Raw genomic sequence first — 14,521 nt, forward strand, 5'->3', positions numbered from 1 at the left:
CCGGCGCGGCGCGGTCTGCTGCGCCGGATGCGGTCGGTCTGGCCCGGACGGCGGCAGATCGCGGTGGCCTTTCTGCTGGGGGCCGCCATGGCGCTGGGGCAGGCGCCGTTCGGTCTCTGGCAACTGACGCTTCTGGCGCTGGCCGTGCTTTTCGCACTGCTGGTCCGCCAGAACGGCGCCGGTGCCGCCGCATGGATCGGGCTTTTTGCCGGGGCGGGGCATTTCGCGCTGGCGCTGAGCTGGATCATCGAACCGTTCCTGATCGCGCCCGAACGGCATGGCTGGATGGCCCCGTTCGCGGTGGTGCTGATCTCGTTCGGGCTGGGCCTGTTCTGGGCGCTGGCCTTTGCCACCGCGCATCTGACGGGACGGCGGGGCGCATGGATCGCGCTGGCGCTGCCGCTGACGCTGACCCTTGCCGAATTGCTGCGCGGGCGGATTTTCACCGGGTTTCCATGGGCAATGCCCGGCCATGTATGGGTCGATACCCCCGTCGCGCAACTGGCCGCGCTGGCCGGGGCGGGGGGGCTGACGCTGTTTCTGGCGCTGCTGGCCGTGCTGCCCGTGGCGTTGCAGTCCCGGCGCCGATCCGCCGCCGTGACCCTGGCGGTGCTGCTGGGCGCGGTCTGGTTCTGGGGGCAGTCGCGGCTTGCGGCGGAACTGCCCGTTCGCGCGGATGCTGCGGTGATCCGTCTTGTCCAGCCCAATGCCGAACAAAGCCTGAAATGGGATCCCGATCAGGCCCGTGTCTTTTTCCGCCGCCTGCTGGATCTGAGCGGCGAACCGCCTGCGGGCAACGGGCCGCGCCCCGATCTGGTGGTCTGGCCCGAAACCTCGGTGCCGTGGCTGCTGGAGACCGAGGGCGCGCTTTTGCCCACGATTGCCGAGGCTGGAAACGGGGCGCAACTGGCCGTCGGGATCCAGCGGGCCGAGGCCGGACGCGGCTGGAACAGTCTGGCGTTGATCGGCCCCGGGGCCGATCTGCGCGCGGTCTATGACAAACATCATCTGGTGCCCTTCGGCGAATATGTGCCTTTCGGCGATCTGATGTGGGACTGGTTCGGCATCGGGGCCTTCGCGTCCCAGCTTGGCGGGGGCTATTCGGCAGGGCCGGGGCCGGTGCTGCTGGATCTGGGCCCCCGTCTGGGGCGGGCGCTGCCCCTGATCTGTTATGAGGCGGTCTTTCCGCAGGATCTGCACGCGGCCCCGGCGGGCGCGGACTGGATCCTGCAAATCACCAATGACGCATGGTTCGGCACGCGGACGGGGCCATGGCAGCATCTGGCACAGGCGCGGCTGCGCGCGGTGGAACAGGGCCTGCCCTTCCTGCGCGCAGCCAATACCGGCGTTTCGGCGGTGATCGACGCGCGGGGGCGGGTGGTGATGCAACTGGAACTGGGGCAGATGGGTGTTCTGGACACGCCCCTGCCGCCTGCCGTGCCGGGGGGAACCGTCTATGCCCGCACCGGCGATCTGCCGCTTGGTCTGGCGATGCTGGCTGCACTGGCGCTGGTCGGACTTGCCGCCCGTCGGGCGAATGCGTCGCAGGGCCGGGGGCTCAGGGGGGCTTGACCTTCCGCCGGGGCGCGCGTAACCGGATCGGATGTACCGTCACAACGGCTTCCTGGCGTGACGGGTGTTTTTCAACGGAGCACTTCCCCATGAGTCGCAAGAATTATGTTTTCACCTCCGAATCCGTTTCGGAGGGGCATCCCGACAAGGTCTGTGACCGCATTTCGGATGCAATCCTCGATGCCTTCATCGCCGAGGAACCCCAGGCGCGGGTTGCCTGCGAAACCTTCGCCACCACCGGCCGCGTCGTCGTCGGCGGTGAGGTGGGACTGTCCGATGAGGGCAAGCTGGACAAATTCCTGGGCCGGGTCGAGGGAATCGTGCGCGATTGCGTCCGTGATATCGGCTATGAGCAGGATGAATTCCATTGGAACACCATCGAGGTGCAGAACTACCTGCACCGGCAATCCGCCCATATCGCGCAGGGCGTGAATGCGAATGAAGGCACCGGCAAGGAAGAGGGCGCGGGCGATCAGGGCATCATGTTCGGGTATGCCTGTTCCGAAACCTCGGTCCTGATGCCTGCCCCGATCCACTATTCCCATGCGATCCTGCGGCGTCTGGCCGAGGTGCGCAAATCCGGGGCCGAGCCGCTGCTGCGCCCTGATGCGAAATCGCAGATCTCGCTCCGCTACGCCGATGGCCAGCCGGTCGAGGTGACATCCATCGTGCTGTCGACCCAGCATGAAAGCGAAAAGCAAAGCAGCGCCGATATCCGCGACATCGTCGAACCCTATATCCTCGAAGTCCTGCCCTCGGGCTGGATCACCGATGCAACGCAATGGCATGTGAACCCCACCGGCACTTTCGTGATCGGCGGGCCGGATGGCGATGCGGGCCTGACGGGCCGCAAGATCATCGTGGACACCTATGGTGGGGCTGCACCGCATGGCGGCGGCGCATTTTCGGGCAAGGATCCGACCAAGGTTGACCGTTCTGCCGCCTATGCCGCGCGCTATCTGGCCAAGAATGTCGTGGCGGCCGGTCTGGCCGAACGCTGCACGATCCAGCTGTCTTATGCGATCGGCGTGGCGCGGCCCCTGTCGATCTATGTCGACACGCATGGCACCGGCAGCGTGCCGGATGCCGAGATCGAAAAGGCGGTTGCCGGTTCGATGGATCTGACGCCGCGCGGCATCCGGGAACATCTGGGCCTGAACCGCCCGATCTATGCCCGCACATCCGCCTACGGCCATTTCGGTCGCGCACCCGAGGCTGATGGCGGCTTTTCCTGGGAACGGACCGATCTGGGCGAAGTGCTGAAAAAGGCGCTGTGATCCACCCTTTGCAGGGGTAATCCGGCAGGGCCGGGGCGATCAGTCGTCCCGGCCTTTCCATTTTGCGGCCAGCGCCCGCGCGCTGCGGGTCAGCAGCGCGATATCCTGATCGACAGCGGTGAACAGCGTGCCCGCCTCGACCGCTTCGGCGGCAAAGGCAGGGTCGGACATCAGGATGCCCGCAGGCTTGCCCGCAGCCCGCACCCGGCGGATGGCGTCGAAGATGCGCGCCTTGACCTCGGGGTGCGAGGGTTGCCCCGGATAACCCAGTGAGGCGGCCAGATCGGCAGGGCCGATGAAGATGCCGTCCACCCCGTCAACCGCCGCGATCTCCTCGATCCGGTCCAGCGCCTGCGCGGTCTCGACCTGGACCAGAAGGCAGATCTCGGCATTGGCCCGTGCGGTGTAATCCTTGACCCTGCCATAGCGTGAGGCGCGGGTGGTCCCAGCCACCCCGCGCATCCCTTCGGGCGGATAGCGCACGGCGGCCACGGCCTGTGCGGCCTCATCCGGCGACTGGACATAGGGCACGATGATCGACTGCGCGCCCAGATCGAGGATGCGCTTGATTTCGGTCGCGTCATTCCAGCCCGGCCGCACAACCGCATGAGTCGGATAGGGTTCGACCGCCTGCAGCATGGCCAGCATGGTCGGCAGGTCCAGCGCGGTATGTTCGCTGTCGATCACCAGCCAATCGAAACCGCAGCCCGCAATCGCCTCGGCTGAGCCGGAACCGGGGATCGAGACCCAGATGCCGATCTGCTGGCGCCCTTCGCGCAGCGCCGTCTTGAAGCCGTTTTTCGGCAGATCCATCCTGTGTTCCCTTCTGCTATTGCGCGTCGATCAGGACGCGCCGCCGTTCGGCGGCCGCCAGTTTTATCGCCTCGATGACCTGAAGCGTCTTCATACCGTCCCGCCCCGACACCAGCGGCGCCTCGGTTCCCCGGATCACGGCGGCGAATTGCGCGATCTGCCGGATCAGCGGATCCGCCCGGTCATGCGGATGGATCGTGGCGGCCAGCGGTTCCCACCAGCCCTGCCGCCCCTCATGCCGCCAGAGCCGCAGGCGCGGCAGGTCCAGCGCACCCTCGGTCCCGCCGATCAGATAGCAGGACTGGTCGCTGGCCGGATAGGCCGGGTTCTCGGCGGCGGTCATTTCCCAGGACCAGGGCGCGGGGATCGTGTCCGAGACATTGACCGTGCCAAGCGCGCCATTCGCGAATTCCAGCAGGATCACGGCGGTATCCTCAACCGCGAAGCCGCGCGCGGCGCGGGCCTCGACCGCCTGAACCGACACGATATCGCCCGCCAGATGGCGCAGGAGGTCGATATCATGGATTAGGTTCACCAGAACCGGCCCGGCCCCCGCTTCGCGCCGCCATGCGGTGTCGTAATAGTCATCGGGCTTGCGCAGCCAGAACTGCGCCTGCACGCTGACCAGACGCCCCAGCCGACCTTCGTCGATCATGGCCCTGGCCTTGGCGATCAGCGGATTGTGGCGGCGGTGATGGCCGGTCAGGACCGGCACGCCCGCAGCCTCACCCGCCCCCACCAGTTCGCGCGCCTCGGCAACCGTTGTCGCCAGCGGCTTTTCCACCAGAACCGGCAGGCCCATCCCGATTGCCGCCAGCGCCCCGGACAGGTGCAGGGCATTCGGCGTGGCAAGGATCAGCCCGTCCAGCAGGCCCGGGCGCAGATCTTCGGGGCTGGCAAACCAGTCCAGCCCGCGTTCGGCGGCAAGTGCGCGGGCTGCCGGGGCGGGGTCGATGACCGCCCCCAGTCGGACCCCCGGCACTGCGTCGATGGCCGCGATATGGCGCAGCCCGATCAGCCCGGCCCCGGCCAGCCCGATGCGCAGATCACCCATGTCAGGCCAGAAGCTGTGCCAGACGGCGGACGGCGGCCTTGTAACCCTCGGTCCCCAGACCGGCAATCACCGCCTCGGCCCGGCCAGAGACGAAGGAATGATGACGGAATTCCTCGCGCTTGTGGATATTCGAGATATGCACCTCCATCACCGGCCCGTCAAAGGCGTTCAGCGCATCGAGGATCGCCACCGAAGTATGCGACAGCGCGCCGGGGTTGATGATGATGCCCGCTGCCTTGTGACGCGCCTCATGGATGGTGTCGACGATCACGCCTTCATGGTTCGACTGGAACAATTGCACCTCAAGCCCCAGTTCCGCCCCAAGCGCCGCGCAGGCCTCGCCGACATCGGCCAGTGTTTCGCGGCCATAGATTTCGGGCTGGCGCTGGCCCAGCAGGTTCAGGTTGGGGCCGTTGAGGATATAGACGGTTTTCATGGGCAGACGCCTCCGCTTCGCTGTCCGGATTTCATGTCCGGGGAGGGTCCCCCCGAATCCCGGCCCAATCTGCGCGGGGATGGGCTGCCATACAAGAGGCCACGGCCCATCCCGGGGGCTGCTCCCAAGGCCCGGGCAGTTGACGCAGGCCCCCGCGCCGGATAGGCCCTGCGCGCCTGACCCGGAGCCCGCGACGCCATGACCGATCCTGTGACCGATCCCGTGAACGACGACGATACCGCGCAATCCGCCCCGGATTCGGTGCCGGATTCGGCGCAATGGCGCAACTTCTATGGCCGCCGCCATGGCAAGACCCTGCGGCAAAGCCAGAAGGGTTATCTTGAGGATCTGGACCATCTGCGCCCGCGCGGGATCTGGCCTTCGGAAAACCCCGAACGCGCGCCGCTGGACCTTGCCGCCCTATTCGGGGCCACGAAGAATGGGGACCGCCCGGTCTGGCTGGAGATCGGCTTTGGCGGGGGCGAACATATGGTTCATATGGCCGCGCGCTATCCCGAAATCGGGATGATCGGCTGTGAACCCTATGTGAACGGGGTTGCGATGCTTTTGGGCAAGATCCGCGCGGCGGGTGTGACCAACCTTGCCGTGCATCCGGGCGATGTGCGTGAATTGTTCGACGTGCTGCCCGCAGAATCGCTGTCACGCGCCTTTCTGAATTACCCCGATCCCTGGCCCAAGAAGCGCCATCACCGCCGCCGTTTCGTGACACAGGATCATCTGCAACCGCTGGCCCGCGCGATGCGCCCGGGGGCGGAATTCCGCGTTGTGTCCGATATTGCCGATTACATGCGCCAGACCTTTGAAGAGGTGCCGCAGGCCGGATTCGATCTGGTTTGCGAAGGCCCCGAGCCATGGGAGGACTGGCTGTCCACCCGCTATGAACAAAAGGCCCTGCGCGAAGGCCGCCCGCCGCATTACGCGACCTTCCGTCGGCAGGGCTGAATTCCGCCGGAATTTTGCACCGCATTTGCCTGAACCGCCCGGCCCTGCCATTCTGGCAGCACAGCACAGGGGCGCAAAGGAGGGGCGGCATGGCGACGTTTGTCTATGGAATGAACCTGTCGCTGGACGGCTATGTCGACCATATGGCCTTTGACCCCGATCCGGATCTGTTCCAGCACTGGACCGATCATGTGCGGGGGCTTTCGGGCAGTCTCTATGGGCGGCGCATGTATGAGGTCATGCGCTATTGGGATGACGAACTGCCCGAATGGACGCCCGCGCGGCGCGCCTTTGCGCAGGTCTGGCGGGCGCAGCCGAAATGGGTGCTGTCGCGCAGTCTGACCGGCGTCGGGCCCAATACAACGCTGCTGACCGGTGATACCGAGGCCGAGATTCGCCGCATCAAGGCGCAGCATGACGGCGAGATTGCGGTTTCCGGCACGGTTCTGGCGCAGGGTCTGGGGGCGCTGGGGCTGATTGATGAATACCGGATGTATCTGCATCCGGTGGTGCTGGGCGGCGGCACGCCTTTCTTTGCCGGGGCCCGCCCGCCGTTGCGTCTGTTCGGAACCGACCGTTTCGGGGCCGGGGTGATCCGCCTGACCTATCGCCCGCTCTGACGGTCTTTCGGGGACGGATCGCCCGTTACTTCGCCATAATCGCCTGAATTCGCAGCAAGCAAACAATCCCTGCGGTCCGATCCGGCCTGTCCGATGCGGCCAGTCTGGAATCACAAGAAAAAATATTTCTTGAAGGGCAAATTTTCCTTTGTGACAGCGCATAACTGCGGCACTCTCCGCCAGCAGGCCCGCCAAGGGCCGCAGGGCCGGAACCGGAGACAGGCCACCTCTGCCATCGGGGTGGCAACGCCGGGCCGGGAACCATGGGAACAGGGGAGTTCACGATGGAAAACGAAACCGTGGCATTATTTGCGGATCAGGTAACGCTGAATTCGCTTGTGCAGAATCTCGTCTATGCCTCCGGCACGGTCGGGGCGATTTTTGTTGTTGTCGGCCTTTTGATGATCGATGCGGGTACGACCCGCAGAAAGGCGCTGTTCAACTCCACCATCGAGAAGGTGACGGGGTTCTTTCTGGGGTTCACCACCTATTATGTAATCGGTTTCGGATTCTGGGCGGCGCAGTATTACATCATCGAAGGCGCCACGATGACCGACAGTCTGAAGGACTGGTGGATCGGTGGCCCGCTGCTGAACGCCATCGCGCAGGAAACGGATCCGGCGGTGTTTCCGGGGATCAACACTTTCCAGATCTTCGTCTTCTTCCTCGCCTGCTTTGCCGGGATCGTGAACATCCTGTTCCACTTTGCGGTGGCCGAGCGGATGCGGGCCAAGGCCTATTACATCTTCGCGGTCGTCGCCGCACTGGCCTCATCGGTGCTGAGCTTCTTCACATGGGGATCGGTCGGTCCGCTGACCAATGCGGGCTTTCACGACTTCTTTGGCGTGGGCTTTGTCTATCTGTTCCCGGCAGGCATGGCGCTGGCCGTGGTGCCGATGCTTCCGGCCCGTCCGGGCATGTTTTCACCGCATCCAAGGGTGCCGGGCTATTACGCGCCCTCGATCGGTCTGGCGGCGGCGGGTCTGCTGACGATCTTTGGCGGGCTGCCCATGGTGATCCTGTCCTGCCTGTTCTTCGTTGATCCCGAGGCACTGGCGGTTTCGGTCACGATGGCGACAACAAGCGTCGGCATCGCCTTCAACAATTACGGTCTGGCCTGGGCCGGGGGCATGATCTCGGGCGCTGTCATCGCCTATTCGACGCGGAAATATGCCTATCTGCTGCTGGGGCCGCTGGCGGGCTATGTCGCCGGGGCCTCGGGCTTTGATGTCTATCTGCCCTGGCAGATCTTCCTTGTGGCCCTTGGCGCGCCGGTCGTGGCCTGGCTGGTCTATGAATTCACGCTGCGGCGCGGACTGGATGAGCATAAGCTGATCCCGCTGTTCATCGGGGCAGGCAGCTATGGGCTGATCATGCTGGGGATCGTCAAGGCGGGCACCCCACGCGGCGGCTATATCGGCATCGAAGAAGGCATCTATGCCTTCCAGAACGGCCAGATCGGGCTGGTGATGCAGGTTGTCGGGGTCGTGGTCTGTATCGGTGCGGGGGTCGTTACGGCGCTTGTCACCGCGATGGTGGCGAAGGCGACCGTCGGTCTGGCCGTCACCGAAGAGGAAATGGTCGAGGGTCTGGACGGTCTCTACTGGGGTCTTCAGGCCGATGTCGTGACACGGGAAGACCTGCCCCGCGACTGATTTAGGTCGGGGCGGAGCCGATGCATCCGCCCCACGACGGAAAACCAATGCCGGGGCGGAGCCATTGCATCCGCCCCGGCGCTTGTTCCGGTCACGAATGAACCGCAACCGCGTGCAGATCGGGCCGTCGCGACCGGCATTATTTCTCTCATGGGAAATATTGTTGAACTTGATTATTGATTTTTGGCGGGAATCGCCCGAGACTTGACGGAAATCAACGACCTTCTGGGAGAGTGCAGATGACCAATTCCTGGCGTTTTTCGGCGCTGATGGACCGCCACCGGGCCTTGGGCTCGGATCTTGAGGACTGGAGCGGGATGGGCACGGCCTGGTCCTATACCAAGGGCGATCCGGATGCCGAATATATGGCGGTGCGCACCAAGGCCGGGCTGATGGATGTGTCAGGGCTGAAAAAAGTGCATATCACCGGCCCTGCGGCCAGCCATGTGATCGAGCGGGCGACGACCCGCAATATGGAAAAGCTGATGCCCGGCCGCGCGGTCTATGCCTGCATGCTCAATGATGCAGGGAAATTCGTCGATGACTGTGTGATCTACCGCATGGGGCCGAATTCCTTCATGGTGGTGCACGGGTCAGGGCAGGGGCATGAACAACTGACCATGGCCGCGGCGGGGCGCGATGTTTCGATCCGCTTTGACGACAATCTTCATGATCTGTCGCTGCAGGGACCGCTGGCGGTGGATTTTCTGGAAAAACATGTGCCGGGCATCCGCGCCTTGCCCTATTTCAGCCTGATGCAGACCAGCCTTTTCGGCAAACCTGCGATGATCTCGCGCACCGGCTATACCGGTGAACGGGGGTATGAGTTGTTCGTGCGCGGGCAGGATGCGCCGATGATCTGGGACCGCATTCTTGAAGAAGGGGCCGGAATGGGGATCATTCCCTGCCGCTTCACCACGCTGGATATGCTGCGGGCGGAAAGCTATCTGCTGTTCTTCCCCTATGACAATTCCGAGATGTATCCCTTCGACGACGAGGGCCCCGGCGATACGCTGTGGGAACTGGGGCTGGATTTCACCGTGTCCAAGGGCAAGACCGGGTTCCGCGGCGCCGAGGAACATTACCGCCTGAAGGGCAAGGAACGCTTCAAGATCTGGGGGCTGAAGCTGGAGGGCAAGAATGCGCCCGGCAATGGCGCACCGGTCTTCAAGGGGGAAAAGCAGGTCGGTCTTGTGACGCAGGCCATGTATTCGCCGCTGAACGACTGGACCGTGGCCATTGCCCGCCTGCCGGTCGATTGCGCCAATGACGGCACGAAGCTTGAGGTGCGCTGCGGCACCCATGGCCCGATCGCGGCAACCACCCATTCGATGCCGTTCTATGACGTCAAGAAGGAACGCCGCACCGCCAAGGGCTGACCGGTCTGGCCTGTCCGGGGGGTGTTTTTGCAATTGCCCCCCGGACGCCATCCCTGAACGTCGGCCCCCATCCGTCACACCCACCGGACTGATTGCCACCGGAAGGAAAAGATGACCCTGACCCCCGTTGCCCCCACGATCCGATCCCGGCCCGTCTATGCCCCCCTTGCTGCCGTCCCCGGCCATCTGCATCTTGTGATCGCCGATGGTGAGGGCGCCGAGGCGGTCACCGATATGCTGGAGCGCGCGCCCGATGCGGCGGGCTTTCTGGCCTTGACGCATTTTCTTTACTGCCCCGGGCCGACGGGCACCGACCTGTCCGACCGGCTGCAGGCGCTTGGCGCGATGCAATTCTTTCGCGCGCCCACCATCCCTGCGCTGTTGCCGCGCCTGCAACGGGTCCTGACCGATGCCCATATGGGCAGCCGTTTCTATCTGGCCGGGTCCGAGGGGCTGATCGGGCAGGCCGAACGCGATATCATGGCCACGGGTTTTCCCTTCGCGGCGATCCAGAAGGAACATCGCGGATCGACCCTGCGCCGCGTGCAATGCGTCCATTGCAAGGGCATCACCGAAAATGTCGCGACCGATCCGTTTCAATGCAGCCATTGCGGGCTGAACCTTTTTGTCCGCGACCATTATTCGCGCCGCCTCGCGGCCTTTCAGGGCGTCAATATCGACGCCGAGGATCCCGGCGAGGTGCCCGAAAGCGTGGTGAGGTTCACATGAGCGGTGTTGCAAAACTGGCGGTCCGCGTGGCCGATGTGGTGCCGGTCAATGATCTGGTGACGCGGTTCCGGTTCGAGGCGCGGGACGGATCGCTGCTGCCGGCCTTTTCGGGTGGTGCCCATACGGTTGTCGAGATGGACGACCATGGCACAAGGCGGCTCAACCCCTATTCGCTGATGTCCGATCCGGGCGACCGGTCAGGCTATGAAATCTCGGTCCGGCGCGATGATGCGGGGCGGGGCGGGTCGCTGTTCATGCACCGCCATGTGCGGCCGGGGATGGAGATGGTTCTGTCCCATCCGGTCAACCTCTTCGGGTTGGACAGTCGCGCGCGCAAATATCTGATGATCGCGGGCGGCATCGGCATCACGCCCTTCCTGTCGCAGATTGCGCAATTGTCGCGGACGGGGGGGCGGTTCGAGTTGCATTACGCCGCCCGCAATCCAGCGCTTGGGTCTTATATGGACCGGCTGCAGGCTGCGCATCCCGACCGGGTGCAGTGCTATTTCGACGATGACGGCCAGCAGATCGACCTTGCCCGCGTCCTGTCGAGGCAGCCCATCGGCACACATCTTTATGTCTGCGGGCCGAAAGGCATGATTGCCTGGGTTCTGGGCACGGCCGAACGGATGGGCTGGCCGCCGCAATCGCTGCATTCTGAGGAATTCATCGCGCCGCCCGTCGGCCAGCCCTTCACGGTGGAACTGGCCGCCTCGGGCCACACACTCAACGTTGGTGCGGCACAATCGCTGCTGGAGGCGATCGAGGCCTCCGGGGTCGATGCGCCCTATCTGTGCCGGGGCGGGGCCTGCGGGCAATGCGAAACGAAGGTGATCCGCTGTGATGGCCAATTGCTGCACAATGACCACTGGCTGACCCCCGAGGAGCAGGCCGAAGGCCGCAAGATCATGCCTTGTGTCAGCCGCGCGGCAGGCGGCACGCTTGTCATCGACCGATAGGAGACGACCATGAGCCTTGATTACAAGTTCGCGTTCTCTCCGGACCATTTCGACGGGTTCTTCCGCGATGAAACCTTCCGGGGCGATTTCACCTATCGCAACACCGATCCGCGCCGCTTTCCCTTTCCCTTCGACCGGGACGATTACATGTATGCGGTCAATATCGAACCGCATGTGCCGGGCCGGAAGGGCACGGCCTTTGAGCATCTTCTGGATGTCGACGAACATTACATCGCCGAGATGACCGACCGCGCCAAGGTTCTGGCCGAGGATCCGCTGCGCTGCCAGTCGCTGCCGCATATGGAACTGGCGGGCTGGGATGTGCTGGAACTCATCATGGAGGCCAAGGCGCGCGACTATCCGCAATGGTTTTCGCTGGAACGCGACGGCAATCGCTGGCGCTGGATCAACCGGCCGCTGGGCATCGACGAAAGCTTTACCTTCCTTGATGCCTCAACCCTGCCTTATGGCCCCTTCGAATATATCATGCGCCAGACGCAGGGCGACTGGACCTTGCAGGATGAACGCGAGGGCACGCTGTGGATGGATGCGGGGATCGCAACCTCGCAGGCCGACTGGTCGCTGGATTTCGACATCGGCATGAATTTCCATGAATGGCATGCCCCGGTGCCGATGGCGCATGAAAAGGGCATTTTCGACCGGGCGCTGAAATTCCTGCTGAAACTGCAGCACGGTGCCCCGGTGCGGCGGTTCAACTGGACGATGACGGTCAATCCGCTGCTGGATACGGCCCCCGAGACCTATCCGAAATGGGGCACGATGAAGACCAGCGTGACGCCGGAAAATATCGGGCGGAAACAGCATCTTCGGGTGGAACTGCAATCGCTTTACCGGCTGCCCCGGTCCAATGCGATTGCCTTTGACATCCGGTGCTATCTGGCCAGTTTCGACGAGATCGTGACCGTGCCGAAATGGGGGCGGCGGCTGCATCGGGTGGTGCGCGATTTGCCCGAAGAACTGGCGACCTATAAGGGGTTCATCCGCAACCGCCCCTTGATGGTGGAATGGCTGTCGCAGTATGACGACGGCGCGCCCACGTCTTCGGGCTGGTTTGCCGATGACTGACGGGGGATCATGATGACTGTGGACGGGCCGCTGCGGCTTGGGTTCCTGATGTTTCCGGGCTTTCCGATGGCCTGCCTGACCTCGGCCATCGAGCCCTTGCGCGCGGCCAATGAAATCACCGGGCGGCGGGAGTTTCGCTGGCAGTTGCTGGCCGAGACGGCGGTGCCGGTCCGGTCTTCGGCCGAGATCGGGTTTGAACCCGATATCCTGCTGCAAGAGGCCGAAGGGCTGGATCAGCTTTACCTGATCGCGCCACCGACGGCGGAATTCGCGGATGCCCGCCGCAGCCCGGCCCGGCTGCGCTGGCTGGAGCGCACCGGCGTCACGCTGGGGGCCTTTTCGGGCGGGATCTTTCCACTGGCCCGGACGGGGCTGATGGAGGGGCGGCCCTGTTCGGTCCATTGGTGCTATGAGGCCGCCTTCAAGGCCGACTTTCCCGATGTCGAGGCGCGCGAGACCTCGATCCTGCGTGAGGGGCGGCGGATCACGGCCAGCGGATCAGGCGCGGTGTTCGACCTGATGCTGCGGCTGATCGAGGAACGGCTGGGCCGCGACTGCATGACCGAGGTGGCCTGCTGGTTTCAGCATCCGTTCATGCGCGACGCCGATGCCAGCCAGAAAGTGCCGGTCGCCCGGGCCGGGGGCACCACCGATGCGCTGCCCGCCCCGATCCGCGAGGCGATCCGCCTGTTCGAGACCCATGTCGAGGATCCGCTGCGCATTCCCGATGTCGCCGCCGCCATCGGCTTTTCGGGGCGGCATTTCGAACGCATGTTCAAGCGTGAAACCGGGCAAAGCCCGCTGCGGTATTATCACCACCTGCGGCTGATGAAGGCGCGGCAACGGGTGCTTTACTCCAACGAATCCCTGCGCGAAATCGCGGCCTCGGTCGGGTATATGACCTCAAGCCCGATGATCCGCCATTATACGCAGTTCTTCGGCGTCGGCCCGCGGGAGGAGCGGCGGATGATGCAGGAATTGCGCCGGGCCGGGCCGGGCCGGGTGGCAGCGGCGGAATAGGGCAGGGCCTGTCGGTCGGGGGTCAGCCCCGTAAACTCAGCGCGCCGATGCCGGTAAAGACCACCGCAATGCCCAGCCATTGCACCGGGCGCACGCGTTCATGCAGGAACCATGCCGCCAGAAGCACCGTCACCACCCCGAACAGCGCCGAGGCGACCGAGGCATATTCGGCCTTGGGCAGGCCGCCGGCGACGGTGACGAAACCCAGCGACAGCGCGTCCAGCACCCCCATGGCGCAAAGCACCCAGATCTGCGACCGCAGCAGCGGGGGCCTGCCCTTGCCGGTTCGCACCATGCGCAGCAGGATCAGAAAGGCCGCCAGCGCCGTGATCCGCGCCACCAGCATCACCGGCAGGTCCGATCCCTGACGGACCGCCTCTTGCGCCAGTGCAAAGGTTGCGGCGAATCCCAGTGCCGAAAGCGCCGCCCAGCCGGTCGCGACCGCTGGTCCCGCCGCATAGCCCTCAGGCCCGTCGCCTCGCGCCGCCAGCGCCACGATGGCGATGCCCGCCACGATTACCGCCACGGCCAGCCAGTCGCCCGGTGTGACCGGACGGCCCTGCGCCACCGCGATCAGCAGCACCAGCATCGGATAGGACCCCACGACGGGTGAGACCAGCCGCACCGGCGCAAGGCTGAAGGCGCGATACAGACTGCCCACCGCCAGCGCAAAGGCCAGACCCGAGGCCGCCGCCCCTGCCCAGGCGCGGCCGGTCATCGTCGACCAGTCCCCCGCCAGCAGCACCAGTGGCAGCAGCGCCAGCGCGCCCGAGGCCAGGACGATCAGCGCCATCGCCACGATGCCGGCCCCCTGGCTCAGCTTGCGCGCCAGAAGATCATGCACCGCCCAAAGCAGCGCCGCCGTCAATCCAAAACCCAGTGCCAGCATTCGGTCCGCTTTCCCCTGCTTTCTTACGCGCTTTTCACCGCGTGGCGCTTGTGTCAGGCTTACCCTGAC

14 protein-coding genes and 1 riboswitch are annotated in these 14,521 nt (G+C 64.7%); of the genes, 10 read left to right on the plus strand and 4 right to left on the minus strand.

The annotated features are described in order from the left end of the window. Positions 1 to 27: 27 nt before the first annotated feature. Positions 28 to 1,572 (plus strand): apolipoprotein N-acyltransferase, encoded by a 1,545-nt coding sequence (gene lnt / locus JL811_RS03450; protein WP_202687200.1) that lies wholly within the window; start codon positions 28 to 30, stop codon positions 1,570 to 1,572. Between the two features lie 33 nt (positions 1,573 to 1,605). Continuing rightward, positions 1,606 to 1,654, plus strand: a riboswitch (SAM-SAH riboswitch). Positions 1,655 to 1,661: 7 nt separating this feature from the next. Beyond that, positions 1,662 to 2,849 (plus strand): methionine adenosyltransferase, encoded by a 1,188-nt coding sequence (metK, locus tag JL811_RS03455; protein ID WP_202686937.1) that lies wholly within the window; start codon positions 1,662 to 1,664, stop codon positions 2,847 to 2,849. Positions 2,850 to 2,888: 39 nt separating this feature from the next. On the opposite strand, the gene JL811_RS03460 is transcribed toward metK, so the two are convergent. Genes JL811_RS03460 through aroQ form a run of 3 tightly spaced genes read right to left on the minus strand, consistent with a single transcriptional unit; the run spans position 2,889 to position 5,152 of the window. Next, a complete protein-coding gene (locus tag JL811_RS03460; protein WP_202686938.1) occupies positions 2,889 to 3,662 on the minus strand; it encodes an HpcH/HpaI aldolase family protein in 774 nt (257 codons plus the stop codon). 16 nt (positions 3,663 to 3,678) lie between these two features. Beyond that, the gene (locus JL811_RS03465; protein WP_202686939.1) at positions 3,679 to 4,716 is read right to left on the minus strand and encodes a Gfo/Idh/MocA family protein; all 1,038 of its coding nucleotides are present in this window, start codon (positions 4,714 to 4,716) and stop codon (positions 3,679 to 3,681) included. Position 4,717: 1 nt separating this feature from the next. Then, positions 4,718 to 5,152, minus strand: coding sequence for a type II 3-dehydroquinate dehydratase (aroQ, locus tag JL811_RS03470; RefSeq protein ID WP_202686940.1), 435 nt, complete (start codon positions 5,150 to 5,152; stop codon positions 4,718 to 4,720). Positions 5,153 to 5,350: 198 nt separating this feature from the next. Between aroQ and trmB the strand changes: the two genes are divergently transcribed. The 8 genes from trmB to JL811_RS03510 all read left to right on the plus strand — a co-directional run bounded on the left by trmB (position 5,351) and on the right by JL811_RS03510 (position 13,563). After that, complete coding sequence (trmB, locus tag JL811_RS03475; protein WP_202686941.1) at positions 5,351 to 6,115, plus strand: tRNA (guanine(46)-N(7))-methyltransferase TrmB; 765 nt, start codon at positions 5,351 to 5,353, stop codon at positions 6,113 to 6,115. 89 nt (positions 6,116 to 6,204) lie between these two features. Next, on the plus strand, positions 6,205 to 6,735 hold the full coding sequence (locus JL811_RS03480; RefSeq protein WP_202686942.1) for a dihydrofolate reductase family protein: 531 nt from the start codon (positions 6,205 to 6,207) through the stop codon (positions 6,733 to 6,735). Between the two features lie 284 nt (positions 6,736 to 7,019). After that, positions 7,020 to 8,390 carry an ammonium transporter gene (locus tag JL811_RS03485; protein ID WP_202686943.1) on the plus strand — a complete coding sequence of 457 codons (1,371 nt, stop codon included), beginning with the start codon at positions 7,020 to 7,022 and terminating at the stop codon, positions 8,388 to 8,390. A 239-nt stretch (positions 8,391 to 8,629) separates the two neighbouring features. After that, positions 8,630 to 9,769 (plus strand): aminomethyl transferase family protein, encoded by a 1,140-nt coding sequence (locus JL811_RS03490; protein ID WP_202686944.1) that lies wholly within the window; start codon positions 8,630 to 8,632, stop codon positions 9,767 to 9,769. A gap of 111 nt (positions 9,770 to 9,880) precedes the next feature. Next, complete coding sequence (locus JL811_RS03495) at positions 9,881 to 10,498, plus strand: dimethylamine monooxygenase subunit DmmA family protein (protein ID WP_202686945.1); 618 nt, start codon at positions 9,881 to 9,883, stop codon at positions 10,496 to 10,498. Continuing rightward, on the plus strand, positions 10,495 to 11,457 hold the full coding sequence (locus JL811_RS03500) for a PDR/VanB family oxidoreductase (protein WP_202686946.1): 963 nt from the start codon (positions 10,495 to 10,497) through the stop codon (positions 11,455 to 11,457). Before JL811_RS03495 ends, JL811_RS03500 begins: the two co-directional genes overlap by 4 nt. Positions 11,458 to 11,466: 9 nt before the next feature. Then, positions 11,467 to 12,543 carry a heme-dependent oxidative N-demethylase family protein gene (locus tag JL811_RS03505; RefSeq protein WP_202686947.1) on the plus strand — a complete coding sequence of 359 codons (1,077 nt, stop codon included), beginning with the start codon at positions 11,467 to 11,469 and terminating at the stop codon, positions 12,541 to 12,543. Positions 12,544 to 12,552: 9 nt separating this feature from the next. Continuing rightward, on the plus strand, positions 12,553 to 13,563 hold the full coding sequence (locus JL811_RS03510; protein WP_202686948.1) for a GlxA family transcriptional regulator: 1,011 nt from the start codon (positions 12,553 to 12,555) through the stop codon (positions 13,561 to 13,563). A gap of 22 nt (positions 13,564 to 13,585) precedes the next feature. Here JL811_RS03510 and JL811_RS03515 read toward each other — a convergent pair whose 3' ends face one another. After that, entirely contained in the window at positions 13,586 to 14,452 is an 867-nt protein-coding gene (locus tag JL811_RS03515; RefSeq protein ID WP_202686949.1) for a DMT family transporter, read from the minus strand. Positions 14,453 to 14,521 lie beyond the last annotated feature (69 nt).

This window comes from Szabonella alba (assembly GCF_016765775.1).
In the GTDB taxonomy this organism is placed as follows: Bacteria; Pseudomonadota; Alphaproteobacteria; order Rhodobacterales; family Rhodobacteraceae; genus Szabonella; species Szabonella alba.